Genomic DNA, 26,998 nt, shown 5'->3' with positions numbered 1-26,998 from the left:
TCTTTGCAGTTTCCAGTATGATACAAAAAAACCATTGTGTTCACTCTTAAAAACGATACAATGGGAAACAGATGTAAATTGAAGGAGAGAGTTTTTTGAAACATACGGAAATACTTTGGGATGAGGCGAAGGGTTTTATTGATGTCTGCTATCAGGAACTCGGAATGGAATCGGAAATCAACGCGCGTCTGCACGCGATAAAAGATGAGATAGATCGGACGGGAAGTTACGTCCATACGGCGGAAGAGCTTGAACACGGGGCGAAAATGGCGTGGCGCAACAGCAACCGCTGTATCGGGCGTCTGTTCTGGCAATCGCTGAACGTCATTGACCGGCGCGGTGTGAAAACGAAAGAAGAGGTGCGCGACGCATTATTTGAACATATTGAAATCGCCACGAACGGCGGAAAAATTAAACCGACGATTACGATTTTCCCCCCTGAGAAGAATGGGGAGAAGCAAGTGGAAATCTGGAATCACCAGCTCATCCGCTATGCGGGATATGAGACTGAAAAAGGAAGAGTCGGTGATCCGGCATCATATGAGCTGACGGCTGTCTGCGAAAAACTCGGCTGGCGCGGGAAGCGGACCGATTTTGATATTCTGCCGCTGCTTTTCCGGATGAAAGGGGACGGGAAGCCGGTCTGGTATGACCTGCCTCAGACGCTCGTGAAAGAAGTGCCGATCACCCATCCGGATATTGAAGAGTTTGCCGATTTAAATCTCAGATGGTACGGGGTTCCGATTATCGCCGATATGAGGCTTGAAATCGGCGGGCTGTCGTACAACGCGGCGCCTTTTAACGGATGGTATATGGGAACCGAAATCGGCGCAAGGAACCTTGCTGACGAAAAACGGTATGATATGCTCAAAAAAGCCGCTGCGGTCATGGGGATTTCCGCCAGCCTGAATACCGACCTGTGGAAGGATCAGGTGCTGGTGGAACTGAATAAGGCAGTGCTCTATTCATACAAAAAACACGGTGTCAGCATTGTCGATCACCATACGGCGGCGAATCAATTTAAACGCTTTGAAGAACAGGAACAAGACGCGGGCAGAAAGCTGACGGGCGACTGGACCTGGCTGATTCCGCCGATCTCGCCGGCTTCCACCCACATTTTCCATAAATCATATGACAATACGATTGTGAAGCCGAATTATTATTATCAGGACAAGCCTTATCAGTAACTGATGGTAAAAGTGCGGTACCCTTTCAGACGGTGTGATTCTTCGATGGTTATGCCGGTGACATTTGAGAAGGGGCTGCCTTTTCTGACTGCTTCGGCAAATTGTTTTAACGACTCTTCAGGACCTTCGGCAAGGATTTCCACCCGGCCGTCATCACGGTTTTTTACCCAGCCGGCTACCTTATGTCTGTCGGCTTCCATCTGGACGAAGTAGCGAAAACCTACGCCCTGAACCCGGCCGTCTGCAATCATATGATATTGAAGCATGGAAAAACCACCTTTTTCTTACTATGATAAAGGAAAGATATGAGATTTCGCAAAGGATGTGAACGAGGTGACGCAAGACTATTCTGTCTTATCTATCAATCTCGGAAAGCCCGCAATTCATGAATTTGCCGGCAGACAAATCAATTCCGGCATCATAAAGCGGCCCGCAGATTCTCCCGTCATGCTGTATAAAACCCATTTTGACGGGGACGGGCAAGCCGACTTGAAGCATCACGGAGGCCCCGATAAAGCGGTGTGCGTGTATCCCGCCGAGCATTATTCATATTGGGAAACAACGCTCGCGAGAAAACTTCCCGCCGCCGCGTTCGGGGAGAATGTAACGGTCAAAGGACTTGCCGAACAAGACGTGTGGATCGGAGACGTCTTTCAGCTGGGGGAAGCCGTCGTTCAAGTAAGCCAGCCGCGCCAGCCCTGCGTCAAACTCGCGCTCAAATATGGCATCAAAGATATGGTGCTCCGTGTACAGCAGACGGGATTTACCGGCTTTTATTTCAGGGTGCTTGAAGAAGGATATGTCGATCCGCGTCCCGTCCTCAAGCGTCTGTCGAGAGGAAAAGAAAGCATTTCCGTCTGGTATGCGAATGAAGTGAAATATCGTGATTCCGGCAATCTGTCAGCGATTGAAGAAATACTGCGGGAAGAAGCGCTGTCAGAAAGCTGGAGGGAGTCCTTCCTTAAAAAAAGAGACAGGCTCACTAATGTATAGAAAAAAGCCGTGCTGCACTGACAGCACGGCTGATTTACGTTATGCTTGTTTTTTTGTTTCCAGCAGATTGGCAAGGAAGTACTTTTTGAAGCTTTGAAGCTTTCTTCCTTCATAGTGGGTAATTCCTTTTTTCTTTAACTCTTCTACATACCAGCCTTTACTGCCATAATGCATGTCAGAAAACTCCTTTCTCCGTTCTCCCGTTGAGGAGAGTTTCTTCAGTTTTTGCCAAACTTTTGGCATTGTAACATCTATAAAAAGACGCTGAAAAGGGATAACGCAAAAACTGAGACTTTCGATTCAGAGATGTAAAGCTTTCTTACATATATATGTAAAGGGCGGTCTTTTCATGCCTAATGGCCGGTTAATTTTAACAGCACCGTTCCGAGTGTCATGATTCCGAAAACGACGCCGAAATAAACCAGCATCCCCTTCTTTTTCTTCACTCCGTAAACGGTGAGAATGATGCTTTCAATAAAGAAAATAAACCCAAAGATAATAAACCACATGTTGAAAAATGGCTCCTTTCACAGACATATGTCCAGTGTAGCACAACTCTTATAACGGAGCATAAAAAAGCCGGGCACTGTATCAGTGTCCGGCAAGTTTGACGAGAAGCTGGGCCAAATGCTGTTTTTCATTGTCATCCGCAATGTCCCACAGTTCTTGTAAGAGTTTTTCTTCCGCATTGCGGGGCTCCTCGTGTTTGGCGAGATAGTCCCCGAGGATGGCGGCGCTTTTGATGATTTTGCTGTCATCCAGGCCCAGTTTTTTTCCGGCGGAAATTTTCTGATGAAGGTACGCCTTAAATTCCTCGAAATCCTCTAAAATCTGCTGTTTCGTTACGCCGTGCATGGCGTGTATTTCGTTTTCGATTTTGATTTTTTCTTTATCTTTTTTCATGCGTCTCCCTCCTTCGGGTTAGTTGTTGTATACCTGTTTGGAAGGGAGATGAAACATTACAATGCAGTTAAAATAATCGGTTTGTCTTTTGTGATCACGATGGTGTGTTCCACTTGGGCGACAAGGCTTTTATCCGGCGTTTTAAACGTCCAGCCGTCTCCCGCTTCAACAATCGTTTCCGCTTTCGTGGAAATAAACGGCTCAAGCGCGATCACGGTTCCGTTTTTAAACAGCGCGTTATCAAACGGATCATAGTAATTCATGATGTGGTTCGGCGCTTCATGGAGGTTTCTGCCGATTCCGTGGCCCGTCAGCGTTTTAATAACGGTAAATCCATTGGAGCGGGCTTCATGATAGACGGCTCTGCCGATCTGGTTTTGGCGTTTGCCGGCTTTTGCCTGATCCAATCCTTTCTGAAATGCGGATGCTGCGCAATTACAAAGCTTTTGCAGACGTTCATCGCCTTCTCCGAGTACAAATGAAATTCCCGTATCGGAATAAAAACCGCCGAACTCCGCCGAAATATCGATATTTACAAGATCTCCGGCTTTTAAGATTTTAGAGGCGCTCGGAATGCCGTGAGCGACTTCGTCATTTACGCTGATGCATGTCACGCCCGGGAAATCGTATTCCTTCTCCGGAGCGGAAGCGGCTCCGTGCTCGTCAAGCACCGCCTTTCCGATCAGGTCAAGATCTTTCGTGCTCATGCCGGGCTCGGCTTTTTTCTTCATTTCTTCACGCGCCAGCGCGACGATTCTGCCGATTTTTTTAAGGCCTTCTAATTCTTGATCGTTCGTTACAATCATTGTCATTCCCGCTTTCTATTTTTAATCATCTGATTCAAGCTTACCACAACTGGTTTATAAATAGAAAACCAACAAGCCTTATGTGAATAAATGAAGGAAAATTGGTATAGATCACTAGATAACTTATGTGGTATATTTAAGAAAAAAGAAGGGGGATGGGTAAAATGCTTCAATTTTTGCAAAAACTCGGAAAATCATTTATGCTTCCGATTGCCGTTCTGCCCGCCGTTGGTATTATTTTGGCCATCGGCAGAGAGGACTTATTAAATATTCCGTTCATTTACGCGGCGGGGACCGCGGTATTTGATCATCTGCCGCTGATTTTCGCGATCGGAATCGCGATCGGGATTTCCAAAGACAGCAACGGGGCCGCCGCTCTGTCGGGAGCAATTTCTTATATCATGCTGGACGCGGCTGTAAAATCAATCAATTCGACAAATAATATGGCCGTTTTCGGAGGGATTATCGCGGGGTTAATTGCGGGATACACGTATAATCGCTTTAAAGATACGAAGCTGCCCGAATATCTCGGGTTTTTCAGCGGGCGCAGGCTCGTTCCGATTGTAACGGCGCTGATTACCATTATTTTGGCGGGGATCTTCGGATTTGTGTGGCCGCCGATTCAGTCGGTGATTACGTCTTTCGGGGAATGGATGATCGGGCTTGGCGGAATCGGCGCCGGGATTTACGGGATTTTTAACCGGCTTTTGATTCCATTCGGCCTTCATCATGTGCTGAATAATATTTTTTGGTTCCAGTTTGGCGATTTTCACGGAAAAACGGGAGATCTGGCCCGCTTCTTTGCGAAGGATCCGACGGCGGGAACTTATATGACGGGATTCTTCCCGATTATGATGTTCGGGCTTCCTGCCGCATGTCTGGCAATGATTGCCGCGGCTAAGCCAAGCAAGCGCAAAGCGACGGCCGGAATGATGATCGGTCTCGCGCTGACGGCATTTATTACCGGAATTACAGAGCCGATTGAATTTGCATTTATGTTTTTATCACCGCTTTTGTACGGGGTTCATGCTATATTAACCGGGTTCTCTTTATTTATCGTGAATGTTCTCGGAATCAGGTCAGGTTTTTCATTCTCGGCGGGGGCGATCGATTATCTCCTCAGCTACGGCATTGCCGAAAAACCGCTTTTGCTGCTCGTTGTCGGGCTTTGTTATGCAGTGATCTATTTTGTCGTCTTCTATATGCTCATCAAAACGTTAAACTTGAAAACGCCGGGACGGGAAGATGATGAGGAAGAGGAAGAAGTGCTTAGTGAAGATACGGCCGGTTCCGTCGAAGAACATGCCATGCTCAAGGGGCTCGGCGGCAGGCAAAACCTCGAAACGATTGATCACTGTGCGACCCGCCTCAGGCTGACCGTGCAGGATACGTCTCTCATTAATGAGGCGGCGCTTAAAAAAGCGGGAGCAAAAGGGGTTATCAAAACGGGGAATAAAACGGCGCAGGTCATTATCGGGCCGAACGTCGAATTTGTCGCGGAAGAGCTGAGAGAAGCCGTCCGCCGTGACGACCAGAAGCAGACTTGAAAAATCCGGATCACCTATGTGATCCGGATTTTTTTTGAACATATATCAAGTTTCACATAATGTACAAAAAACAACGTTTTCTTCTATGTTAAGATTCATGTAGAACAAGTATGGAGATGATGTAAGGTGACATGGATTGCAGTTGTTTCAATTGTTGTCATAAGCCTGATTAAGATTGTGCTGACATGCCTTCCTACCGGAGCGGTGGAATGGATCCTCCGCAAGTTTGAAACCCATTCAAAGCTCAGTGACGCGTCCGCTGCCGTTTCCCTCGGCGGAAAACGTCTGGAAGGCGAAGACAAACGCCGGGTGATTGATGATTTTAACGAAGCCGTGTTTATCGAACGGCATTATATATACCCAGGGGATGAAGAGCGTTATCTTCATCCGCAAAACGGAGCCGATCCGCTTGTCATTAAGACGAGAAAAGGGAAAAAAGATGTGACGGTGTTTGTATACAGCTACGAAGATCATGTAGATGTCGTCAAACAGCAGAAAAAGAAAGTCGTCGCTTATTCAGTTCTTTCCGACAGCCTGCAAAAGCGCTCTATGGCCGCCGCCGGGAGCTGAACATAAAAAAGCCAGATCATTGATATGATCTGGCTTTTGTTTATTCTTTTTGATCATCTGCTGAGGAATCTTCACGCTTCGTATAATCGAATTGTGAAGGATCCACTTTCTTAAAGCCTTTCGGCTGATAGAAACGAAGCAGATCGCCGTTGATGATCTTATCAGACATTTCAAGCTCAGTCTTGACGAGAGAGTCTTCTTTTTTGTCGACTTCTGAATCATCTAAAAGTCTTCCGGTTTTCGTATCGTAATACTTGCCGGACACTTTCGTATAGTTCGGTGAGATGAAGTCTCCGTTACGGAACGGAATGACTTCTCTGTGCTCTTTCGATAAGATATCTGAACCTGACATGAGATAATCTTTCGTATCGACGCCGAGCAGATGAAGAACGGTCGGCGCGACATCGACTTCACCGGCAAATTTATGATTGCGGCCGCCTTTCACGCCGGGAGCGTGGATAAAGAGCGGCACCCGCTGAAGCTGGGCATTGTCGTATTCAGTGATCTCATCTTTGCCGAGCACTTTCGCCATCGCTTTATTATGGTTTTCGGAGATGCCGTAGTGGTCTCCGTACATCACGATAATCGACTTATCGTACAGGCCGTCTTTTTTCAGGTCATGAAAGAACTGTTCAATTGATTCATCCAGATAGTTCGCGGACTGGAAGTAATTATTAACGACTGAATCGCCAAAGTCTCCCGCAGGGAAGTCCGTGTCTTCTTTATCCATTCCGAACGGGAAGTGGTTGGACAGCGTAATGAACTTCGTATAGAACGGCTGCGGCAGGCTCTTTAAGAGCGGCATGGATTCTTTGAAATACGGTTTATCTTTCATGCCGTAGTTTTTCGTGTTTTCTTCGCTCATGTCATAATAAGCGGAATCGAAAAACTTATCGATGCCTTCCGCTTTGTACATTTCGTTACGGTTCCAGAAAGTCTGCGTATTTCCGTGGAAAGCGGCAGACGTGTACTTTTTGCCTTTTAAGATCGCAGGAACGGACTGCAGCGTGTTTTGCGCTTTATTGACGAAAACCGAACCTTGCGAAAGCGGGTACAGAGAGTTCTCCATCATAAATTCCGCATCAGATGTTTTACCTTGTCCCGTTTGGTGGAAAAAGTTATCAAAGTAGAATGTTTGATTATCGTGCGCCAGCTTATTTAAAAACGGCGTCACTTCCTTGCCGTTAATTTTATAGTCAATGATAAAGGATTGCAGAGACTCTAATGAGACGTAGATGACGTTTTTTCCTTCGGCTTTTCCGAAGTAGACGTTATTCGGCACGTCATAGTTGGCCTTCATATAGTTTTCCACATCCGTTACATCGCTTGAATCGGCAAGCGCGCGCTGGCTGTTTGATTTCACATTCTGCACGGCATCGTAAATCGTAAAGTTGTACGTGCCCAAGTATTTCACCAGATAGTTTCGGTCAAATGAGCGTGTCAAAAGCTCAGGACGGTCGGATTCCGCGACGGCGAGGTTGATCAGGAACATAAGCACGGCGGAAGCCAAAACGATTCTGAATGATTTCTTCGCCGGTTTTTCAGCCGGTTTTTTCATCTTAAGGGCCAAAATAATCAAAATGACGGTATCCAGGAAGTAGAAGGCGTCTGTCCATCTCATTAACGAGAACGCGCTGTCTCCGAGCTGGCCGCCGTTTGTCTTTGCCTGCATCATGACCGGGATGGTAATGAAATCATTAAAGAATCTATAATAGACGATGTTTGCAAAAAGCAAAAAAGACAATAAAAAATGAATCACAATAATGGCTGTCTGCTGTAATTTTTTCTTGAAAAGAAGCCCAAATCCAAGAAAGAACAAGCTGGAGCTCAGCGGATTCACAAAAAGCAATATTTTCTGGATCGTGTTGTCTATGCCGAGGTTAAAGTTTAAAATATAAGCGACATATGTTTTCACCCACAATAACACGACCGCTATCAAGAAGAAGGCAAGTCCTCTTTCTTTTATAAATGTTTTCATTGTTACACTCCTTTTTTCCGATCACGGTTTACACGGAACGATAGAAAAAACGAACGTAATCAATATACCATGAAACCAGCAAATAGAAAAGGTGGAAAAGGCTCATCGGAAAAAGGGCGAAAAACGCTGTCGCAACGGCGGTTGATCTGTTGAATGACAGCTTTAAAACATATAAATGGCACAAACTGGGATTTGTGTTTCCGTATGATCATACCCGGTTCTATTGAAAAAAGAGGTGAACAGTGATGGATATTGCCCATATCGTGGCTGAAGATAAAATCAAGCGCGCCATTAAGGATGGAGAGTTCGCCGGCATCAAAGGAATGGGAAAGCCCCTGCCGAAAGACGATGCCGCACATCTTCCGGAGTCGCTCAGAATGGGCTACCGCATATTAAAAAACGCCGGGATCGCCGAGGATGAGGGCGCGCTGAAGAAAGAGCTGATGACGCTCGATTATTTGATCGCCAAGTGCCGCAATGAACAGGAGCGGGATCACCTGCGGAACAAACGGACGGAAAAACAAGTCAGACTCGACAAACTGACGGAGGAGAAAGCCATGTTCTCAAAACCCGCATCTTCTCATTATAAGGAGAAAGTGTACAGACGGCTGGGCCGCCCGTAAGCCGGCTCCTTATATGTTTTTCTGAAAAGGAATGTGCTCCATAAGGCGCGGGCAGGAAATGTGGAGCAGGCCGTTTACGCACTGCGCCTGTAACAGGTGGGGCTCAGCCGGTTCAGGAAGCTCAATCGTCTCATCGATTTCCCCGTAATATCGGTTCTGGCAAACTCCCATGTTCTTTGGGAAAAGGGGTGTGATGTTGCCTTTTATATGCAGCCGTGTCCTTGACAGCAGCCTCAATGTCAATTCTTCTTCGTAAACGCCGGGCATTTCCACAATGACAAATGTGTACTGTTCATCCTGATAAATATCATAAGTCAGGGTGTTTTTTTGTAAGGAGAAAAAATCTTCGGGAGATTTCCGTTTCAGGACATTAGTCCAAAAGTCGCTGGGCTTGTGCTCGTTCGTAATCTCAAGCCACTTTCTCATTTTTTCGATATCCACTTCGGCAGAACCTCCCTATATTTGATTTGCGATCGGCATTGACGGGTTGGCGATCTGATCCTGATCGCTCACGTCAGGGTCAAGATGGCCCGAATTCAAACATCCGGCGGCCGGCGAAAAATCCCCTAAAGAAAAGTTCGCGCCGACAAATTTGCTGTTGGCGGTGTGGCTGTTTTGTACGGTCTGACCGATATCGACGTTTCCGTTTTGCGTTGCTCCGTTTACTTTTATATTGACGACGTTAATTTGGTAAGGCATTCATAAAAACCCCTTTAATCTATAGTCGGCGGTACCGGCATAACATTTGCGGTATCTGCGGTTCCGATTTCTGTCTGGTCGTTGACATCAGGATCATTTAACAAGTTCTCCATCATCGATTCTATAGGTGACGTATCGCCGAATGAAGAGTTCAGTCCTTGTGATTTGTTATTTGTGGTGGGACTGTTGTATGCCGCTTCCCCAATCGTAATAGATCCGTTGCCAGAAATACTGTTAATCTTCAAATAGTACAGGTTGATAACAGTGGATGGCATCTCTTCACACCTCTTTAACTTAGTTGTACAGTACTGTATGCTTTTTGTGCTCCTGTTGTGAATTTCGCCCGGACATGTTCCCGACCAAACAAGAAGTCAAGGCCCGGTTCCGGCGGGGCTTTTTTTGTTTCAGGGTCTTTCGCAGTATATTTGTGATGAAAGCGCTATAAAAATAGATTGACGACATGTATATACATCATTACAATAGAGTCATAAACATGTATATACAAGTTTGCGAGACAAAATGAAAACGGTTACGGAGGGGTTGGCATGGGTGAGTTTAACCGGGCTGCGCGGCAGATCGCTGAAGCTGTCGGCGGAATTGAAAATATTGAGGCGGCGACTCATTGTGTGACGCGTTTGCGGTTTGCATTAATAGATGAAACCAAGGTAAACCAAAAAATGCTTGATGCAATAGACATTGTCAAAGGATCTTTTGCGGTAAACGGGCAGTTTCAAGTCGTGATCGGGCAGGGGACGGTCAACAAAGTATATGCGGAATTAGTGAAGGAAACGGGGATGGGTGAAGCGTCCAAGGATGACGTGAAGAAGGCGGCGGCGCAAAAAATGAATCCTTTACAGCGTGCTGTGAAAACGCTTGCGGACATCTTTATTCCGATCTTGCCGGCGATCGTCACGGCCGGGCTGTTAATGGGTCTGAACAATATCTTAACGGCGGAAGGCATTTTCTACAGCACGAAATCGATTGTCCAAGTGTATCCGCAATGGGCGGATCTCGCCAATATGATTAATCTGATCGCGGGGACGGCTTTCGCTTTTCTGCCGGCTTTAATCGGCTGGTCGGCAGTGAAGCGGTTCGGAGGAAGCCCGCTTTTGGGCATCGTGCTCGGGCTGATGCTGGTGCATCCTGATCTGTTAAACGCATGGGGCTACGGGGCTGCCGAGCAGAGCGGCGATATTCCGGTGTGGAACCTGTTCGGCCTTGAGGTGCAGAAAGTCGGGTATCAAGGTCAGGTGCTCCCGATTCTGCTGGCGTCTTATTTACTTGCCAGGCTTGAGCTCTTTTTGACGAAACGGACGCCGGAGGGCATTCAGCTGTTGGTCGTCGCGCCGGTGACGCTTTTGGTCATCGGTTTTCTATCCTTTGTCATCATCGGTCCGATTACCTTTGCGATCGGTAACGCGCTGACGGCGGGATTGATTGCCGTTTTCGGACAATTCTCCGCCATCGGAGGCCTGCTGTACGGAGGGCTGTATTCGGCGCTTGTGATCACGGGGATGCACCATACGTTTCTCGCGGTCGATCTTCAATTAATCGGATCAAAGCTCGGCGGCACATTTTTATGGCCGATGCTCGCATTGTCAAATATCGCTCAAGGATCGGCGGCTTTGGCCATGATGCTGATTACAAAAGATAAAAAACAGCGGGGGCTTTCACTGACGGCCGGCATTTCCGCATATTTGGGCATTACCGAGCCGGCGATTTTCGGCGTGAATCTTCGTTACAAATTTCCGTTTGTGATTGCCATGATCAGTTCGGGAATCGCGGGGATGTTCATCTCCGTCAAAGGCGTTCTCGCAAGCTCGGTCGGAGTCGGCGGCGTGCCGGGGATCTTCTCCATTATGAGCCGGTACTGGGGTCCGTTTGCGATCGGAATGCTGATCGTGCTGATTCTCCCGTTTGCGGGAACATACGGGTATGCGCGGCTGAAACGGCAAAAATAGAAAACCTGCGGGGCGCCTTCTATCAGGCTGTCCCTTTTCCCTTTCAATTCAAAACATTACAGGCGGTGAAGAAAAATGAAAACAGACAGCACACCATGGTGGAAAAAGGCAGCGGTATATCAAATTTATCCGAAGAGCTTTAATGATACGACGGGAAACGGGATCGGTGATCTGAACGGTATTATCGAGAAGCTTGATTATTTGCAGAAGCTTTTGATTGATGTCATTTGGCTTACGCCGATTTACGATTCGCCGCAGAATGACAACGGTTATGACATTCGCGATTACTGCACCGTTTATGAAGAGTACGGAACGATGGAGGATTTTGAACGCCTTCTCGATGAAGCGCACAAAAGAGGAATCAAGGTCGTTATGGATCTTGTCGTCAACCATACATCAGTCGAGCATCGGTGGTTCAAAGAAGCGGTCTCGTCACCCGACAGTCCGTATCGGGATTTTTACATTTGGAAAGACGGAAAGGAAGACGGCCGGGCGCCGAACAACTGGGAATCAAAATTCGGCGGTTCCGCTTGGGAGCTCGACCCGGCGTCAGGCCAGCACTATCTGCATTTATTTGATGTGTCGCAGGCCGATTTGAACTGGGAAAATGAAGAGATGAGAAAAGAGGTTTACGACATGATGCATTTTTGGTTCCGAAAAGGAATCGACGGTTTCCGGCTGGATGTGATCAACCTCATTTCTAAAGACCAATCGTTTCCTGATGCCGAGGATGGGCGTGACGGGCGCCCTTATTATACGGACGGGCCGCGCGTGCACGAATTTCTCCATGAGATGAACCGGGAAGTGTTTTCGAAATATGACAGCATGACGGTCGGTGAAATGTCCTCGACAACGGCTGACCACTGCATCCGGTACACAAACCCTGAGAATAAAGAACTCGATATGACTTTTAACTTTCACCATTTAAAAGTGGATTATCCGAATGGTGAAAAATGGGCGCTCGCTCCGTTTGATTTTCTGAAGCTGAAACGGATTTTAGCGTTTTGGCAGACGGAGATGCAAAAAGGCGGAGGCTGGAACGCATTATTCTGGTGCAACCATGACCAGCCGCGGGCCGTATCCAGATACGGAGACGACGGCGTATACCGGACGAAATCAGCCAAAATGCTGGCGGCGGCCATTCATATGATGCAGGGCACGCCTTACATTTATCAAGGTGAAGAGATCGGCATGGGCAATCCGAAATTCGATGACATCGGCTCATACCGCGATGTCGAATCATTGAATATTTACAAAAAGATGAAGGAAGAAGGCGTGCCCGAAAAAGACATTATCGCCATTTTAAAAGAGAAATCAAGAGACAATGCAAGAACCCCCATTCAGTGGAACAGCGGGCCGCACGGCGGTTTCACGACGGGCACGCCTTGGATTCCGGCGGCGGATGATTATCGGGACGTTAACGCGGAAGCGGCTTTGCGGGACCCGGATTCAATTTTCTACCATTATCAGAAGCTCATCATGCTCAGAAAGGAATATGACATCGTGACTGAAGGAACGTTTGAGCTGCTTGCTGAAGACGATCCGGCGGTTCTGGCGTACGTCAGACACGGCAAGGATGAAAAACTGCTGTGCATCAACAACTTCTACGGGAAAGAAGCGGACTTTACGGTTCCGTTTAAAGACACGGACGGCTGGCGGTTTACGGTGCTGCTGACGAATGATGAACCGAGGGAAGGGCGGCCGGAACGATTGACGCTCCGTCCGTATGAATCGATCGTTTATCATCTGACAAAAGCGTGATACACTAATCTGGGTGGTCAAATGAAAGTGAATAAATACATCACAATCTATAAAGATATGGTGCGGCAGATCGAAAGCGGCCAGCGGCAGGCTGAAGACGTTCTTCCGTCTGAAAATGATTTGTGCGATCAATACGGCACATCACGAGAAACCGTCCGCAAAGCGCTCAATATGCTGGCGCAAAACGGCTACATCCAGAAAATCAAAGGCAAAGGCTCCGTCATATTAGACAGAGAAAAAATGCGTTTTCCCGTCTCAGGCCTGATCAGCTTCAAAGAGCTTTCGGAAACGCTCGGAAAAGAGACGAGAACGACGGTTCACCGTCTCGGGCTGATCCTGCCTCCCTCAGAAGCCGCAAAAGAGCTTGGTACAGAAGCGGATGAAAAGGTGTGGGAAGTCGTCAGATCAAGACGGATTGACGGAGAACATATTATTTTGGACAAGGATTACTTTGTGAAAAAACATGTGCCTCTATTGACGAAGGCGATTTGTGAAGATTCGATCTATGAGTATCTCGAAGGAGAACTTGGCCTCTCCATCAGCTACGCGCAAAAGGAAATTGTCGTGGAGCCGGCGGGGGAGGAGGACCGGAAGTATTTGGATCTAGGCGGGTTCAGCCATATGGCGGTCGTGAAAAACCGCGTCTTTTTGGAGGATACCAGCCTCTTTCAGTACACGGAAAGCCGGCACAGGCTCGATAAATTCCGTTTCGTCGACTTTGCGAGAAGAGAAAAATAAAAACGGACTGCCGCGGCAGCCCGTTTTTTTGTCAGTATCAAAATGAATACTATCCAACAAAAATGTGCGTACTGGTACTTTCAAAAATAATGGCTACAATAGTACATAACGATTGAAAAGGAGAGATCATGAATGTCAGATAAAAAACAGCAGATCATCGAAGCGTATCAATTCAGACACGCCACAAAGGAATTTGATCCTGAGAAAAAAATTTCAGAAAGCGATTTTGAATTCATTTTAGAAACGGGAAGATTATCCCCAAGCTCACTCGGTTTGGAGCCTTGGAAATTTGTCGTCGTTCAAAATCCGGAGCTTCGTGAAAAACTCCGCGAGTTCACATGGGGCGCGCAAAAGCAGCTGCCGACCGCAAGCCATTTCGTACTTCTGCTTGCCCGGACGGCAAAGGATATCCGTTTTGACGCCGACTATGTCAAAAACCACTTGCGGGAAGTCAAAAAAATGCCGGAAGATATGTATGAAGGCTATATCAGCAAAACGGAAGATTTCCAGAAAAATGATTTCAATCTGATTGAATCAGATCGCGCGCTGTTTGACTGGGCATCCAAACAGACATACATCGCTCTCGGCAATATGATGACAGCCGCTGCGCAGATCGGAATCGACTCCTGCCCTGTAGAAGGCTTCAACTACAAAGAAATTCACCGGATTCTTGAAGAAGAAGGGCTTCTGGAAAACGGAAGTTTCGACATCTCTGTTATGGCCGCATTCGGCTACCGTGTCAGAGAACCGCGCCCGAAAACAAGATCTGCCTCAAAAGACGTTGTAAAGTGGGTATAAGATAAAAAAGGCTGCCGGGCGTGTCCCGGCAGCTTTTAACGTTTATTTGGTTTTGCTAAAAAACAGGCGGTGATCCAGGACGTAACGGGAATGATGATGCCGATCCCGATTCCGGCACAAAGAATGGTGACGGCTTCCGCACTGAATACTTTTGAGTTCACTATTTTTTCAGCTGAGTATGATAAGTCTTTAAACCAGATAATTAAAGCCAAATAGCTGCCGAAAAAAGCAAAGAATAACGTATTCGTATTCGTTCCTAAAATATCTCTCCCGATGCTTAATCCGAATGTGTACAGATCTTTTCTGCTCATGGACGGATTATGACTGTAAATTTCCCGCATGGGTGAAGTAATGGAAATCGCGACATCGGTAATCGCCCCTATCGTGCCCATGATGATCATGGCTGCGGTAACCTTCACAAAATCCACCCCGACAAACAGTGTGAATATGCCGATATCACCCAATTCTTCTTCACCGAATCCTTGAATTGAAGTATGTTTTGTTACAGACATAATAAAAAACAGCAGCAGTACAATCGTCAGCATTGCAGAAATAAAGGCGGTTACGGTTTTGACGTTTCCTCCATTTATATAAAAAAGAGTAATGCTGCAAATCACGGCGGAAGAGAGCAATGTTAAAACAATCGGATTGATATGCGGGTCTGTCATGAAAATGATGGTGAGAAAGAGAACACCGAAATTTAAGAATAACGCAATAAAAGACCTCGCTCCTTTTTTTCCGCCGATGATGACCATCAATAGAAATAAAATCGCCGCGAGAATTACGATGACATTCATGAGCTTGCCTTCTTTCGTTTAATAAAAAAGATAGAAGCATACAGACTGGCGGGTATGGCTAATACGATTCCGATCCCTCCGGCCAATGCTCTGGCTATTTCCAAGGAAATGTTCATAGAAAGAGTGAATCCTATCGGGGAATCATTTTTCAAATACAAAAGCATCATCGGAATAGAGCCGCTTATATAAGCAAAAAACAGAATGTTGGTCATCGCCCCCATGATGTCTTTTCCGATCTCCATCCCGGAACGTCTGAGAGCTTGTAATGAGATTCCCTTGTTTTCTTCATATAATCCGAAGACAGATGACGTCATGGTAATGGCTACATCCATGACCGCTCCCAGTGATCCGATAAATACCCCGGCCATAAACACCGTGTGATAAGGGCGGGTTAAATACTGCATTTCCTCATATCTGAGACCTTTCTCACCGGTTGCCAGCATTACCAGATACGTAATCAGCAGGGAAACGAAAGTGCCTGCGAGCGTCGCGGCAATGGCTGCGTATGTTTTCGCGTGAAAACCGCTGACAAGCAGCAATGAGATGACAGTAAAGATGAGAATACAGATACCGCAGATGAAAATTAACCCTATATTAGGATGCTTCCTGTACAAATCTAATGCAAACGACAGTAAAACGGCGTTAAACATCAGGCTGACGATCGAAAAGAAGCCTTGTTTTTTGCCGACGATAAGCAAGGTGAAGATGAAAACCCAAGCGATCAGCAAAAGCTGTTTATCCCGTTTTTTATCTATAATGCTTCCCGATATATCCTTGTTTGATGGTTTCCCTTTATCAATAGAAACGAATACTTCATCGCCAATCGAATATTTCTGATCATTCGCTCCGGATGATGAATACTGATTGGACAAATGAATGAGCTGTCCTTTCTGACTGCCGTTTTCAAGTCTGGCAGTGATCGTCTGATTGAAAATCTTATCTTTGTTTTTATGCATGTCCTGTACGTCAGACTGATGTTCCAATGTTGTTTTCGTCACTTTGGCAATCGGCCGCTCATAAAAAGAAGCATTGTGAGTGACAAAAATGAGCGAGCTGATAAAACAGAGCGCTGTTATCACGTAAAACAGCTTTTTCTTGTAAGACATGCGGTTTCGTTTGTGTCCTGTTATCTTCAAAAAAAGTCCTCCAAACAGGCGGCGCCGTATGAAAGAGAGGCCCTGCCGTGAAGTGTTAAACGATGCGGATGCAGTCTTTCGCGAATAACGTTCATATTTTATCACTCGGCCGTACGGCTGTCGACTCAGAGGGGGACCAAGAGAAAAAGCTCCCCTGATACCAGATCAGGAGAGCTTTTGGATGAACCGCCCGATAAAAGCGGTCTTTTTATGCGTCGTTCACTTTTTTTGCTTTTCTTCTTTGATGCAGATACAGTGCCGTTCCGAGCACGCTGATGAGTAACCCGGCAAGAAGGATGGAATACATCGTTGTGGCCGTATCAGGAAGCAGGCCGCCCGGCGATACCCCGTCCTGTGCAGGGCCGGATGACGGTTTTTGTCCGCTTGGCTGCTTTCCGGAGCCTTGGTCTCCGCTTGGCGGCGGCGCGCTCTTCGTGTTTGCGTTTAATATGGTGTATTCACTGAAATGATTTGTATAGCCCGTGACGAGATCGTGTGAAACCGAACCGTTGTCTATTTTTGTATAGACGTTCTTTTTCCGGTCTACATGGTAAATGCCCGGCTGTTTCGCCTTTTTCGTATTCTCAATGCGCAGGGTGAGCTTTACCGGCGCTTTGAATGTTTTGATGTCTTTGTTTTTCTGCTTCATTGTAAAGTCGTATACATTTGAAAGCGCCCCGCTTACTTTTCCTTTCGGCGTCACGCCGAATCGTGTATCAGCTGAAGCAGCGTTTGCCATCGGCATTTTCATGCTGAACTTGTCATGCAGGATCGTAAGGGAAGAATCCGATGTTCTGTCCTTTAACAGGCCGATTTGTTTTTTGGTCACGCTGAGATCAATCGGCTTTTTGGCGCCGTCATTCTTATCGTAATACACGATCGGCGTGTTGGCGTTTTTGGCATAGGCGGCAAATGCGCTGTCATCTTCAAGCGTCCACGAACCGTTTTTTTGTTTCGTCGGCAGGTACACTTCCTGCGCGCGGCCGTCAACTTTCGGTTCCACCGCTTTTCCCGCTTTTTCAAGCTGCTCGGTGAAGACCTCATAGTCGACAAAGCCAAGGTCTTCTTTATGGGACGCTTCGTTAAAGACGGAATATCCGTCTCCGCCTTCACCGACAAAGTTACTGGTGGCGACTCTGTATGTCTTCTTATCAGAAATCGGCTTTACGCTGCCGTCATCCTGTACGGCCGCAGCTTGAAGAACGCGGTGTCCCGGCTTTTTATTCAGTGTAAACGTGTATGTTAAACCGGCAACTTGAGGGAAGGCGCCGCCTTGAGCCTCAATTCCGCTTAACCCTTGCTCCAAGGCTTGTTTGATCTGTTTTCCGGTTAAATCCGCGACGTAAAGCGTGTTGCCGAACGGCATCACATTCAGCACATCGCCGAGTGTGATGTCTCCTTTATCAATGCCCGCGCGGATGCCGCCCCCGTTTGTGATCGCGATTTGGGCGCCGGCCGCTTCCTTCGCTTTTTGCAGCATGCCGTCCGCGATGAAGTTTCCGAGATTGGTTTCTTTGGAGCGGACATGCTCGCGCTGGCCGTCAAGTGCGACCTTTGTTGAGCCGACTTTTTCATTTTTGACGGAGACGAGCTCTTTTTTAAACGGATCAAGCTCTTTTTTCAGATCCGGGTCTTCTTTCGTCTGCTCGTTCACTGGCAGCGCCTGAAGAGAGGATTGTTCCGGCAGGACGATGCCGTTTTTGTCAAATGCGACATCGACACGGCCTAAATATTCGCCATATTCTTTTGCCTGGGCGACGATGGTCGGCTCTTCGTTTTTGACAACTTCCATTTTATCTACAAGCGTATGCGTATGTCCGCCGACGATCAAGTCGATGCCTTTTACCTTTTTGGCAAGATCGAGATCACGCTGATGCCCGATATGGGTCAGGGCGATAATTTTATTGACATGTTCCTTATTCTGTATTTCTTTTACCGTATCTTGTGCGGATTGGAAGGCATCATGAAAGACAATGCTTTTTCCCGGGCTTGATGTGACGGACGTATCTTCTGTCGTTAAGCCGAATACGGCGACTTTTTCTCCGTTTACATCAAGCAGAATGTATGGATAGATGCCTGCTTTTTTCTTTTTCCCTGCCGTAAATGTGTCTGCTTTTTTCATGAATGGTCTGAGTTTTGACTCTTTGGACACATCGACATTTGAGCTGACGAGCGGAAAGTCAGGCGCTTGAAAATTGTATTTTCCGGACGGGTCAGCCGCGCTTCCGTTCCCGCTCAGGAAGCTGGCGAGAGCACCCGGGCCTTTATCAAACTCATGATTTCCGAAAGTCATTGCGTCGTAACCCATGCTGTTCATCAATTTTAAATCAGCCAGCCCCTGCCACTTTGTGAAATAGAGATCGCCTGAGAAAACGTCTCCCGCATCCAGCAAAATGCTGCGGTCGGTTTCGCTTCTGATTTCTTTGATTTTCGTCATCCGCCTCGCCGCGTTATCAAGGTGGGCGTGCGTGTCGTTTGTATGCATAACGGTGAGTTTCCATGCGTCATCTTTCGGCGGATCTGTGCCCGGTTCATCATCTTTGAATTGGAGCTTGTACTGTCCGTAGCCCGCGTTTTGTGATTCACCGATATAGGCGACGTCATCTGCGCGGTCGGCAAACGGCTTTGCGGCCAAGGAAGATTCAAATGTCATGTTTGCCCCTTTGACCGGAAGGATGGACCAGTTATGATCAGCCTGCGGATTAATCGTTTTCTGCTGGATGATGTAATCCATTAAGACCTGCCTGTTCTCATCGGCAGAAGAGTATACGATTTTATCATTGCTTAAGTGAGGGAATCCTCCGCCGCCTGAAGCGCGGTAATTATTTGTGACGATCAGAAATTCCTGCTTGGCGCTGACGGGCTTTCCTTGATAAGAAAGGTTGACGATCCGGCTTGCATCGGGATGAATGACTGTTCCGTTTTCGTTGTATTTCGCCGGTTTTGTGACATCGACCTGATAGGTGACACCGTCAATGACATCAAAATTGTATGAGCGGTAGGCGTCATTTAAAAGCGCTTGGCTGCCGCCTTTTGCCTGATCGATCTGATTAAATTGCCCTGCGGACATTTCGAGCCAGTCCTTCACTTCGCTTCCGTTCAGCTTGACGATCTGAACCGTGTTGTCATACAGGTACAAATCGCCGATATTTTTGATGGCGAGGTCGCCAGCGGAAATGTTTGTATAGTAGTTTGAGCCGTTCCGCCCGCCGGCTTTAAACGGGGCGCCCGCCGAGAGGATAGGCAGATCTTTGTATTCCGTATCCTTCATCTTATTTTCGGCGTACCATTTTTGCGCATCCGTTACGATTTGAATGGACGGATCATCTTTGACTTGGGCGAAGAAACTGTTGATATCGGCTTTTGTCTGGCCGACGGGTTCTCTGATGTATTTCAATGTGCCTTCGTGCGCTTTTTTGACGGTATTGACGACGGTTTCGTTTTCCGACGTCACATTGCCGGCAATCGGCTCGATGCTGCCTTTTGCATCTTCCACATGCCACGCGCTGTCTGTTTTTTCAAGCCGGAGGTCGATGACGCCCGCATATTTGCCCCAGCTGCTTGACATGACAACGGGGATGCCGTTAATCGTGCCTTTATCGACGTCAAATTGATCAGCGCCTTTGTATTCGGCATCAGGGAAAAGCCCGTGCTGATGGCCGGATACGATCGCATCAATTCCGCTGACTTTCGTTGCCAGGTCAAAAACGGCGTTTTCCGCTCCGGAAGACTGCGCTTTTTTTTCGATGCCGCTGTGGGCGAGGGCGATGACGATATCGGCTCCTTCAGCTTTCATTTTCGGAACGGTTTTCTTTGCGGATTCCACAATGTCTTCGACCTGAACGCGGCCTTCGAGATTTTTCTTATCCCACGTCATGATTTGGGGAGGAACAAAGCCGATGTAGCCGACTTTTATCTGATGCTTGCCGCCGTTTTCATCCGTGACGGTTTTGTCTTTTATGACATAAGGCGTATAACGGTTTTCGCCGCTTAATGTTTTCACATTGGCGTTAACGATCGGATAATCAGCGCCTTTGATTGTCCCGTCCAGAAATTCAAGCCCATAATTAAATTCATGATTGCCGAGTGTTCCTGCGTCATAATGCAGACTGTTCATCACTTCAATGATCGGATGGGTCTTTGCGCCTGAAATAATATCATTTTTCTCATATTTTACGGCGTATTCTCCGAGGGGATTCCCCTGAATTAGGTCTCCGTTATCGACAAGCAGCGTATTCGGGTTTTCGCGCCTGTGCTTCTCAATAAGCTGAGCCGTTCGGGCCAGCCCGAATTCCGTTGTCGGTTTGTCGCTGTAGTAATCGTAGTCCATCATGTTAGCGTGAACGTCAGTTGTGGCTAAAATGCTGAGATTCACACTGGAGGATTTGTTTTCTTCTGCTTTAATGGGTGATGTTGGGAGGATTAGACTAAGTATCATAACTAGGGGCAGCAGAATACGGAGTGTCATATTGACGCTGCATCGTCTTTTCTGTATTCTCACCTGTTCTCCACCTTTCAACAAATTTTGTCATGCAGTACCATTGTAAGAATATTTTGTGAAAGTTCATATAGATTTCATGATGATTCTTGTAAAAAGATGAAAAATGAGGATAATGACCTATGTAAAACGGATGAGCGGCAAACGCGTTACCTATGTTTGATGTTAGTGTGGCTGGGGTACATGGATTTATGTAGACTTCATCAAGCAGGAGGTAGTAACTATGGGTAAAAAAATTGCAGTTGTATTAACGGATTATTTTGAGGATGTCGAGTATACTGAACCTGCGAAAGCTTTTAAAGATGCAGGTCATGAATTAACCGTAATTGAACAGGAAAAAGGAAAAACAGTCAAAGGCAAACAAGGGGAAGCGGAAGTGAAAGTGGATGCGTCCATCGATGATGTAAATCCGAAAGACTTTGACGCATTGCTGATCCCGGGCGGATTCTCTCCTGACATGCTGCGTGCGGATGACCGTTTCGTCCAATTTGCCAAAGCGTTTATGGATGATAAAAAACCGGTGTTCGCCATCTGCCACGGACCTCAGCTTCTCATCAACGCGAAAGCATTGGACGGGCGCAAAGCGACAGGGTTTACATCAATCCGAATCGACATGGAAAACGCGGGCGCAAATGTGGTGGATGAAGAAGTCGTCGTCTGCCAGAACCAGCTGGTCACAAGCCGCACACCGGATGACATACCGGCATTCAACCGCGAATCATTAAAACTGCTTGCGTAATATAAAAGCGGAGCGCCGTATCAGGCGTTCCGCTTTTTTTGTGAAGATTCCCGGATAACCAGCTCAGGCGCCAGAATAATGCGTTGTTTTTTGTGCTGGGAACTGGTGATTTTATGATGCAGCAATTGAGCCGCTTCTTTTCCCGACTGCCGCGGAAAGGAAGAAACGGTTGTAAGCGGGGGATAAGAAATTTCAGCTTCCGGCACGTTATCAAAGCCGACAATGTCAATATCTTCGCCCGGAATGAGCCCGGCTTTTCTGATCCCTTGCATGACGCCGAACGCGACCAAATCACTGAAGCAGAAAATCGCGGTCGGGCGCTCAGACCGGCGGAGGAGCTCCGTCACGGCTTCACAGCCTGCTTCGCGGGTTGGCACGCTGTCAATGACATAGTCATTTTTTACTTCCAGATCCGCTTCACGGAGCGCTTTTTTAAACCCTTTCATGCGCTTCGTCCATGTTGACGAGTGCTTCACGCCGCCCAGAAACGCAATCTCCTGATGGCCTTTCTCAATGAAATGACGCACTGCCTTATAGGTGCCTTCCTCATAATCGGCTCCGACAAAATCACAGTCGGCATCGGCAATCTCCCTGACGGCGAGCACGACCGGAATGTCAAGCTGCTCAAGGCGGGAAAGGGTTTCCTCAGCCGTACCTGAAACCGGGCACAAAATCAATCCGCCGACCCTGTGCTCCAGCATGGTTGAGATCAGCTGCTCCTGCTTGGCGACGGAATCAAATGTCGTGCCTAACAGCACCGTTAATCCGACTTCCTCAAGCGTATTCTGAACGCCGATCAGAAACTCTGAGAAAAACGTATTGGAAATGTCAGTAATAATCAATCCTACCGTTGTGGACGTCTGTGATCGTAAATTCGCGGCGACCCGATCATATACGTACCCCAGCTCCCGCATGGATTGCAGCACTTTCTCACGGGTCGCTTCGGAAATTCGCGGATTATTGCGGACGATTAATGAAGCGGTGGATGTTGAGACGCCGGCATGTTCAGCGACCTGCTGCAATGTCACCCGGCGTTTTTTTTGCTGTTTCATACGTCGCATTCCTCACTTGGTTTTTATTCGTTACATCCATTATAAGCGTTTTGGCGCATGAGAAGAAAGAGAGAGGGGGAGAAAATGATAAAGCGCCGGAAGACGGATTGTCCTTCGGCGCTTCTGTCACAATAGGTTATTCAAACATTTGCTCTTTAATATACTGAACAGGCATTTCTCGGCCTGTCCAATATTCAAACGCCATGGCGCCCTGCCAAAGCATCATGCCGAGGCCGTTAATGGTGTTGCAGCCGGCCGCTTGAGCTTGTTCAAGCAATTTCGACGTAACGGGGTTGTAAACGACGTCTGTCACAATCAAATCAGGACGGAGCATGGACGTATCTTCAATGACGCTCAAGCCTTCAAGCGGTTTCATGCCGACACCCGTTCCGTTTGTGAAAATATCGCTTGAAGCGATCTCAGCACGCAGCGCATCTTGATCTTCGAGCGGGAAGACTTTCGCTTTGCAAGAAGATCCCTTCATTTCTTCATTGATGATGCGGACGTTTTCTTCCGCTTTTTCGAAAAACGCGTCATTGCGGGCGAAAATAGAGATTTCTCCGAGACCTTCCAATGCGGATTGAATCGCTATCGGAGTGGCGGCCCCGCCGGAACCGACCAGCGTCATTTTTTTGCCCGTGATATCGATGCCGTGTTCTTTTAAGTTGCGGACGTATCCCATACCGTCAGTGGAGTGTCCGATCAGTCTGCCGTTTTCATTAACGACTGTATTCACCGCGCCGGTGAATTTCGCTGAATCCGCGAGTTCATCGAGGTAAGGGAGAATGTTCATCTTGTTCGGCATCGAGACATTGAAGCCTCTGACGTTTAAGGCGCGCATTCCCGTTACCACATCTTCCAGCTGTTCATTGCCGACTTCAAACGCGAGGTAAGCGTAGTTCAATCCTAATTTTTTAAACGCCAGGTTGTGCATCGCCGGGGATAAAGAGTGTCCGATCGGTGTCGCGAATAATCCGATAAGCTGAGTTTTTCCGTTAATCCGTCCTAAATCTTTCTTCATGATGTATTCCTCCGTTAGTCCATTCATTTGTTTTTCATCCCGCTTTGAGGGCAGAAAAACGCTGATTACATATGATTATTTAAAATGCTGAGTACGCTGCGCAATTCTTCAACGGGAATCTGTCCGGGCGCTGATGCTTCTTTGCCCGCTCCGAACGTGCACGCTGAACCGAAGACTTCGCCGGCCAGGCGGCTGATCAGACCTGTTCCCGCCATTGACATCGTGATGATCGGCCGGTCTGCGTATTGTGTTTTCATCGTGTGAGTGGCATCCAATAAGACGAAAACATCTTCAGTGCTTTGCGGCATCACCGCGATTTTCGGAATGTGCGCGCCGTACGCCTGCATGTTCCGCAGCCGAGAAATGATTTCTTCTTTTTTCGGTGTCTGATGAAAATCATGATTGGACATGACGACATATACGCCGTTGTCTTCAGCGGTTTTCACAATTGATTTGACTTCCGCTTCTCCCGTAAACAACTCAACGTCTGCAAGGTCAATGTGTTTTGTTTCGATGGCGGTTTTAAGCAATTCAATGTAAAAGCGGTCATCAATAACTTTATTTCCGCCTTCTTTATGAGTTCTGAATGTGAAAAGCAGCGGTGTTGCGCCTGCGGCTTTCCGCAGCTTTTCAAGCATGCCTTTTACGGCGTCCAGGCTGTCAACGTGCTCGTACACATCCGCCCGCCACTCAATGATATCCGGGCGAAGCCTGTTGACGGCTTCAATTTCTTCGAGCAGTTCTTTCTCTCCGGCCGCCATCAGCGGCACAATGATCTTCGGAAGCCCTTCGCCGATGACCGTGTTTCTGATCGTGATAGATTGCATGATAAATCCTCTCCCTTAAAAAATAGTCAGGCTTTCATCACTTGCTTAAAGCGGATTCCGATAAACAATGCGAGAAGGGCGCTGACGGCCGCAATTCCGATATCAAGCAGAAAAACAGGCGTCAGGCCGGCCGCTTTGGAGATCGCTCCCGTTACAAGCGGAATGACAATAAAAGATAAGCTTGATGCTATATTAACAAAAGATGTGATCGTACCTTTATTTTTAGGGAATAAAACAGCCATAACCGTCATCGCCAATTGCAGAATGCCCGCAGTTGAAAGTCCGATGACAAAGGAGCTGATGACTGATACGGCCGGCTGATGGATGAAAATCAGAGCAAGCAGCGCGATTGCCGCGATCACAGGGTACAGCACCATTACCGTAATCGGCTGAATCACTCTGTTTAACAGCACAGCCAGCAATAATACGGACACAAGCGCACCGATGCTGTAATAGCTCAGCAATTTGACAGCCTGCACCTCAGGCATGCCCAAAACGGTTTGCCCGAACTTAGGAAGCCATACTTGAACGAGCATAAACAGCGCCGTAGATGAAAAGCCTAACAGAATGATCGCAAGACCAGACGGAGAGGCTTCCGTCCGGCCGCCGTCTTCTTTTTGCTTATGATTCGGAAACGGAACTTTTAACAGGAAAAAGCCGTTCAGGAAGAAAATAATACCCGGTACGAAAAACGTCCAGCCGTAAAACAAATGCCTGTCCGCAATAAACGCGATGAAAAACGGAAGCACCGTCGCGCCGATGGATACAAACGCTTTGATTAACACGGTTGCAGAGCTTGCGTTTTTCGGAAATCCTTCAATAAGCGCCGGATATGTCCCGGAATCCAAAAAGGAATTGGCGATCCCGGCGAAAATGGCGAAGATAAACGCGGCCGTATAGTTTGTCGAAAGCGGAATTCCGATTAGGAAAATCAGATACAGAAAGGCGCCCGACACGATAAACGGCCGTCTCCCGAATGTATCCGAAAGCTTCCCGGCAAACAGAAGTGAAATCAGCTTCCCGATCCCGATGGCGGAGACCAAATAGCTGACCCCGGCTGCGGATGTATGAAGCTGTTTTGATAATGCCTCCATATTGGATGCGATAATAATATTGATCATGCCCAGCAGGAAATAATTAATATAAAGACCCGCTGCCATTTTGGTGTATATGTTTTTCATGATGACATCCCCTAATGCGGTTAATAAAGAATTAAATTAATTTTTAAATTAACAAAAGCACAGCACCATTCCCCTTTATTGAACCACTGCCTTTCTTTGAAAACTGGTTTGATAAAACGGTTGCAGAGACAAACTTGAATAACGCTGATATCACAATTAGTATATCGTTCTACTAAATAAAAAAAGATAAGCGGCCCGCTCTTTTAGTATATCGTTCTACCAAGTTCACAGTTACTATACTCCTTCTTTTTATATGTGTCAAACCGATGAACTTTTATTTTTCACTTTTTTAAATCAAAAAAAGACCCGCCGTTTTTCGGCAGGTCTGACATGGGTTTATTTTCTGAGAGAGGCGAGCTCCTCGGCAATGGCCTGCATTTCACTCGGGCTGAATGATGCTTTTTTCATGACCATTTGATGAAGGTATGTAAGATCTTCTATTTTTTCATCACTGAAATCTTCCGCTCTGATGACGCCGACATTGAGCATGTTGAGCTTTTGCGAAATGTCTTCAATCATTTTGTTTAACGTTTCTGTTTGTTGGCTCGGCAAATTCATGCATCCTTTCATGACCGTTTTCGTACCCTTTATTCTAACAGAATTCATTTAGAATAAAAGCTTATTTCCACAGCCGCAGAAAAGTTGCTAAGATGATGATAAGGTTTTTGATCCTCAAAATGCGGGGAAAGAATAGGGAGGTTATCGATATGATACATGTGTTGTTTGTCTGTCTGGGAAATATTTGCCGGTCGCCTATGGCAGAGGCGGTGTTTTCTGATATGGTGAAGAAAAACGGGCTGAACAGGCAGATTAACATTGATTCAGCGGGAATCGGCGCCTGGCATGCGGGAAATCCGCCGCATGAAGGGACAAAGGAGATCCTGAAGAAGAAAGGGATCAGCGCAAGCGGCATCACGGCGAGGCAGGTGCGTGAGTCTGATCTGACCGATTTTGATTACGTCATTGCGATGGATGCAGAAAATATCGGGCATCTGCGCAGCATGGCCGGTTATAAAAAAGCGGCGCCGCGTATTGCAAGGCTGCTTGATTATGTACCGGAGTCGGACCTTGCGGACGTGCCCGATCCGTATTATACCGGGAATTTCAGCGAGGTGTACGCTTTGGTCGAGTCCGGGTGCCGTCATTTGCTGGAGACAATAAAGAAAGATCATCATTTATAAGG

Annotated in this window: 28 protein-coding genes; 11 read left to right on the top strand and 17 right to left on the bottom strand. The window is 47.2% G+C overall.

The annotated features are described in order from the left end of the window. The first annotated feature begins 95 nt into the window (after positions 1-95). Entirely contained in the window at positions 96-1,187 is a 1,092-nt protein-coding gene (gene nosA / locus ABK447_RS16685; protein ID WP_094031581.1) for a nitric oxide synthase, read from the top strand. Here nosA and ABK447_RS16680 read toward each other — a convergent pair. After that, on the bottom strand, positions 1,181-1,453 hold the full coding sequence (locus ABK447_RS16680) for an acylphosphatase (RefSeq protein WP_025284412.1): 273 nt from the start codon (positions 1,451-1,453) through the stop codon (positions 1,181-1,183). The genes nosA and ABK447_RS16680 overlap by 7 nt on opposite strands. Before the next feature lie 67 nt (positions 1,454-1,520). On the opposite strand from ABK447_RS16680, the gene ABK447_RS16675 reads away from it, so the two are divergent. Then, positions 1,521-2,180: an MOSC domain-containing protein gene (locus ABK447_RS16675; RefSeq protein ID WP_015239385.1), complete on the top strand. Its 660-nt coding sequence runs from the start codon at positions 1,521-1,523 to the stop codon at positions 2,178-2,180. Positions 2,181-2,219: 39 nt separating this feature from the next. Here ABK447_RS16675 and ABK447_RS16670 read toward each other — a convergent pair whose 3' ends face one another. The 4 genes from ABK447_RS16670 to map form a co-directional block, all read right to left on the bottom strand. Then, a complete protein-coding gene (locus ABK447_RS16670; RefSeq protein ID WP_003155609.1) occupies positions 2,220-2,354 on the bottom strand; it encodes a YflJ family protein in 135 nt (44 codons plus the stop codon). 179 nt (positions 2,355-2,533) lie between these two features. Then, positions 2,534-2,689: a hypothetical protein gene (locus tag ABK447_RS16665; protein ID WP_007610027.1), complete on the bottom strand. Its 156-nt coding sequence runs from the start codon at positions 2,687-2,689 to the stop codon at positions 2,534-2,536. A gap of 82 nt (positions 2,690-2,771) precedes the next feature. Then, positions 2,772-3,083, bottom strand: a complete 312-nt coding sequence (locus ABK447_RS16660; protein ID WP_003155607.1) for a DUF3243 domain-containing protein — start codon at positions 3,081-3,083, stop codon at positions 2,772-2,774. A gap of 56 nt (positions 3,084-3,139) precedes the next feature. Beyond that, a complete protein-coding gene (gene map, locus ABK447_RS16655; RefSeq protein ID WP_007408490.1) occupies positions 3,140-3,889 on the bottom strand; it encodes a type I methionyl aminopeptidase in 750 nt (249 codons plus the stop codon). Positions 3,890-4,053: 164 nt separating this feature from the next. Here map and nagE point away from each other — a divergent pair, with 164 nt between their 5' ends. Together nagE and ABK447_RS16645 are read left to right on the top strand one after the other, a co-directional pair. After that, positions 4,054-5,436 carry an N-acetylglucosamine-specific PTS transporter subunit IIBC gene (gene nagE, locus ABK447_RS16650; RefSeq protein ID WP_015239387.1) on the top strand — a complete coding sequence of 461 codons (1,383 nt, stop codon included), beginning with the start codon at positions 4,054-4,056 and terminating at the stop codon, positions 5,434-5,436. Positions 5,437-5,562: 126 nt separating this feature from the next. After that, positions 5,563-6,006, top strand: coding sequence for a YfmQ family protein (locus tag ABK447_RS16645; protein ID WP_007408492.1), 444 nt, complete (start codon positions 5,563-5,565; stop codon positions 6,004-6,006). Between the two features lie 40 nt (positions 6,007-6,046). Here the strand turns inward: ABK447_RS16645 and ABK447_RS16640 are convergent, their stop codons facing one another. Continuing rightward, the gene (locus ABK447_RS16640) at positions 6,047-7,984 is read right to left on the bottom strand and encodes an LTA synthase family protein (protein WP_020955498.1); all 1,938 of its coding nucleotides are present in this window, start codon (positions 7,982-7,984) and stop codon (positions 6,047-6,049) included. A gap of 245 nt (positions 7,985-8,229) precedes the next feature. Between ABK447_RS16640 and ABK447_RS16635 the strand changes: the two genes are divergently transcribed. After that, complete coding sequence (locus tag ABK447_RS16635; RefSeq protein ID WP_007610033.1) at positions 8,230-8,607, top strand: DUF1992 domain-containing protein; 378 nt, start codon at positions 8,230-8,232, stop codon at positions 8,605-8,607. Between the two features lie 9 nt (positions 8,608-8,616). Here ABK447_RS16635 and ABK447_RS16630 read toward each other — a convergent pair whose 3' ends face one another. From ABK447_RS16630 to ABK447_RS16620, 3 genes are read right to left on the bottom strand one after another with little or no spacing between them, the layout of a single operon-like run. Further along, positions 8,617-9,048: an Hsp20/alpha crystallin family protein gene (locus ABK447_RS16630; protein WP_038457280.1), complete on the bottom strand. Its 432-nt coding sequence runs from the start codon at positions 9,046-9,048 to the stop codon at positions 8,617-8,619. Between the two features lie 15 nt (positions 9,049-9,063). After that, complete coding sequence (locus tag ABK447_RS16625; protein WP_003155595.1) at positions 9,064-9,306, bottom strand: spore germination protein; 243 nt, start codon at positions 9,304-9,306, stop codon at positions 9,064-9,066. 14 nt (positions 9,307-9,320) lie between these two features. Next, positions 9,321-9,581 (bottom strand): spore germination protein, encoded by a 261-nt coding sequence (locus ABK447_RS16620; protein ID WP_014417185.1) that lies wholly within the window; start codon positions 9,579-9,581, stop codon positions 9,321-9,323. 270 nt (positions 9,582-9,851) lie between these two features. Between ABK447_RS16620 and treP the strand changes: the two genes are divergently transcribed. From treP to ABK447_RS16600, 4 genes are all read left to right on the top strand, one after another. Then, the gene (gene treP / locus ABK447_RS16615) at positions 9,852-11,267 is read left to right on the top strand and encodes a PTS system trehalose-specific EIIBC component (protein ID WP_020955500.1); all 1,416 of its coding nucleotides are present in this window, start codon (positions 9,852-9,854) and stop codon (positions 11,265-11,267) included. Positions 11,268-11,342: 75 nt separating this feature from the next. Then, on the top strand, positions 11,343-13,028 hold the full coding sequence (gene treC, locus ABK447_RS16610; protein WP_007408498.1) for an alpha,alpha-phosphotrehalase: 1,686 nt from the start codon (positions 11,343-11,345) through the stop codon (positions 13,026-13,028). Between the two features lie 21 nt (positions 13,029-13,049). Then, positions 13,050-13,766 (top strand): trehalose operon repressor, encoded by a 717-nt coding sequence (treR, locus tag ABK447_RS16605; RefSeq protein WP_007408499.1) that lies wholly within the window; start codon positions 13,050-13,052, stop codon positions 13,764-13,766. A 132-nt stretch (positions 13,767-13,898) separates the two neighbouring features. Continuing rightward, positions 13,899-14,564, top strand: a complete 666-nt coding sequence (locus ABK447_RS16600; RefSeq protein ID WP_020955501.1) for an NAD(P)H-dependent oxidoreductase — start codon at positions 13,899-13,901, stop codon at positions 14,562-14,564. Positions 14,565-14,599: 35 nt separating this feature from the next. Here ABK447_RS16600 and ABK447_RS16595 read toward each other — a convergent pair whose 3' ends face one another. The 3 genes from ABK447_RS16595 to ABK447_RS16585 all read right to left on the bottom strand — a co-directional run bounded on the left by ABK447_RS16595 (position 14,600) and on the right by ABK447_RS16585 (position 20,998). After that, the gene (locus ABK447_RS16595; protein ID WP_007408500.1) at positions 14,600-15,361 is read right to left on the bottom strand and encodes a YibE/F family protein; all 762 of its coding nucleotides are present in this window, start codon (positions 15,359-15,361) and stop codon (positions 14,600-14,602) included. After that, a complete protein-coding gene (locus ABK447_RS16590; RefSeq protein ID WP_007408501.1) occupies positions 15,358-16,497 on the bottom strand; it encodes a YibE/F family protein in 1,140 nt (379 codons plus the stop codon). The genes ABK447_RS16595 and ABK447_RS16590 overlap by 4 nt, the downstream gene beginning before the upstream one ends. Positions 16,498-16,705: 208 nt before the next feature. Then, the gene (locus ABK447_RS16585; protein ID WP_100001299.1) at positions 16,706-20,998 is read right to left on the bottom strand and encodes a multifunctional 2',3'-cyclic-nucleotide 2'-phosphodiesterase/3'-nucleotidase/5'-nucleotidase; all 4,293 of its coding nucleotides are present in this window, start codon (positions 20,996-20,998) and stop codon (positions 16,706-16,708) included. Between the two features lie 220 nt (positions 20,999-21,218). Between ABK447_RS16585 and ABK447_RS16580 the strand changes: the two genes are divergently transcribed. Continuing rightward, a complete protein-coding gene (locus ABK447_RS16580) occupies positions 21,219-21,734 on the top strand; it encodes a type 1 glutamine amidotransferase domain-containing protein (protein ID WP_003155578.1) in 516 nt (171 codons plus the stop codon). 20 nt (positions 21,735-21,754) lie between these two features. Here the strand turns inward: ABK447_RS16580 and ABK447_RS16575 are convergent, their stop codons facing one another. The 5 genes from ABK447_RS16575 to ABK447_RS16555 all read right to left on the bottom strand — a co-directional run bounded on the left by ABK447_RS16575 (position 21,755) and on the right by ABK447_RS16555 (position 26,367). After that, positions 21,755-22,786 (bottom strand): LacI family DNA-binding transcriptional regulator, encoded by a 1,032-nt coding sequence (locus ABK447_RS16575; protein WP_100001301.1) that lies wholly within the window; start codon positions 22,784-22,786, stop codon positions 21,755-21,757. Between the two features lie 136 nt (positions 22,787-22,922). Then, entirely contained in the window at positions 22,923-23,807 is an 885-nt protein-coding gene (locus tag ABK447_RS16570) for a shikimate dehydrogenase (protein WP_007408504.1), read from the bottom strand. A gap of 65 nt (positions 23,808-23,872) precedes the next feature. Then, complete coding sequence (aroD, locus tag ABK447_RS16565) at positions 23,873-24,634, bottom strand: type I 3-dehydroquinate dehydratase (RefSeq protein WP_007408505.1); 762 nt, start codon at positions 24,632-24,634, stop codon at positions 23,873-23,875. Positions 24,635-24,660: 26 nt separating this feature from the next. Beyond that, positions 24,661-25,815 (bottom strand): MFS transporter, encoded by a 1,155-nt coding sequence (locus tag ABK447_RS16560; RefSeq protein ID WP_191974096.1) that lies wholly within the window; start codon positions 25,813-25,815, stop codon positions 24,661-24,663. Between the two features lie 336 nt (positions 25,816-26,151). Further along, positions 26,152-26,367 carry a DUF1128 domain-containing protein gene (locus ABK447_RS16555; RefSeq protein WP_003155571.1) on the bottom strand — a complete coding sequence of 72 codons (216 nt, stop codon included), beginning with the start codon at positions 26,365-26,367 and terminating at the stop codon, positions 26,152-26,154. Positions 26,368-26,522: 155 nt separating this feature from the next. Between ABK447_RS16555 and ABK447_RS16550 the strand changes: the two genes are divergently transcribed. After that, complete coding sequence (locus ABK447_RS16550) at positions 26,523-26,996, top strand: low molecular weight protein-tyrosine-phosphatase (protein WP_094031584.1); 474 nt, start codon at positions 26,523-26,525, stop codon at positions 26,994-26,996. Positions 26,997-26,998: the final 2 nt, after the last annotated feature.

Origin of the sequence: Bacillus sp. hwrm1, assembly GCF_040207805.1 — a bacterium.
In the GTDB taxonomy this organism is placed as follows: domain Bacteria; phylum Bacillota; class Bacilli; order Bacillales; family Bacillaceae; genus Bacillus; species Bacillus velezensis.
Note: the sequence above shows the minus strand (reverse complement) of the source record. Positions and strands in the feature narration are given on the sequence as shown.

Coding starts and splice junctions, on each gene's coding strand:
- ABK447_RS16575 (WP_100001301.1), bottom strand. CDS start 22,786: ATGAAACAGCAAAAAAAACGCCGGGTGACATTGCAGCAGGTCGCTGAA.
- map (WP_007408490.1), bottom strand. CDS start 3,889: ATGATTGTAACGAACGATCAAGAATTAGAAGGCCTTAAAAAAATCGGC.
- ABK447_RS16670 (WP_003155609.1), bottom strand. CDS start 2,354: ATGCATTATGGCAGTAAAGGCTGGTATGTAGAAGAGTTAAAGAAAAAA.
- treC (WP_007408498.1), top strand. CDS start 11,343: ATGAAAACAGACAGCACACCATGGTGGAAAAAGGCAGCGGTATATCAA.
- treP (WP_020955500.1), top strand. CDS start 9,852: ATGGGTGAGTTTAACCGGGCTGCGCGGCAGATCGCTGAAGCTGTCGGC.
- ABK447_RS16665 (WP_007610027.1), bottom strand. CDS start 2,689: ATGTGGTTTATTATCTTTGGGTTTATTTTCTTTATTGAAAGCATCATT.
- ABK447_RS16640 (WP_020955498.1), bottom strand. CDS start 7,984: ATGAAAACATTTATAAAAGAAAGAGGACTTGCCTTCTTCTTGATAGCG.
- ABK447_RS16580 (WP_003155578.1), top strand. CDS start 21,219: ATGGGTAAAAAAATTGCAGTTGTATTAACGGATTATTTTGAGGATGTC.
- ABK447_RS16560 (WP_191974096.1), bottom strand. CDS start 25,815: ATGAAAAACATATACACCAAAATGGCAGCGGGTCTTTATATTAATTAT.
- treR (WP_007408499.1), top strand. CDS start 13,050: ATGAAAGTGAATAAATACATCACAATCTATAAAGATATGGTGCGGCAG.
- nagE (WP_015239387.1), top strand. CDS start 4,054: ATGCTTCAATTTTTGCAAAAACTCGGAAAATCATTTATGCTTCCGATT.
- ABK447_RS16680 (WP_025284412.1), bottom strand. CDS start 1,453: ATGCTTCAATATCATATGATTGCAGACGGCCGGGTTCAGGGCGTAGGT.
- ABK447_RS16550 (WP_094031584.1), top strand. CDS start 26,523: ATGATACATGTGTTGTTTGTCTGTCTGGGAAATATTTGCCGGTCGCCT.
- ABK447_RS16600 (WP_020955501.1), top strand. CDS start 13,899: ATGTCAGATAAAAAACAGCAGATCATCGAAGCGTATCAATTCAGACAC.
- aroD (WP_007408505.1), bottom strand. CDS start 24,634: ATGCAATCTATCACGATCAGAAACACGGTCATCGGCGAAGGGCTTCCG.
- ABK447_RS16625 (WP_003155595.1), bottom strand. CDS start 9,306: ATGCCTTACCAAATTAACGTCGTCAATATAAAAGTAAACGGAGCAACG.
- ABK447_RS16595 (WP_007408500.1), bottom strand. CDS start 15,361: ATGAATGTCATCGTAATTCTCGCGGCGATTTTATTTCTATTGATGGTC.
- ABK447_RS16570 (WP_007408504.1), bottom strand. CDS start 23,807: ATGAAGAAAGATTTAGGACGGATTAACGGAAAAACTCAGCTTATCGGA.
- ABK447_RS16635 (WP_007610033.1), top strand. CDS start 8,230: ATGGATATTGCCCATATCGTGGCTGAAGATAAAATCAAGCGCGCCATT.
- ABK447_RS16660 (WP_003155607.1), bottom strand. CDS start 3,083: ATGAAAAAAGATAAAGAAAAAATCAAAATCGAAAACGAAATACACGCC.
- ABK447_RS16620 (WP_014417185.1), bottom strand. CDS start 9,581: ATGCCATCCACTGTTATCAACCTGTACTATTTGAAGATTAACAGTATT.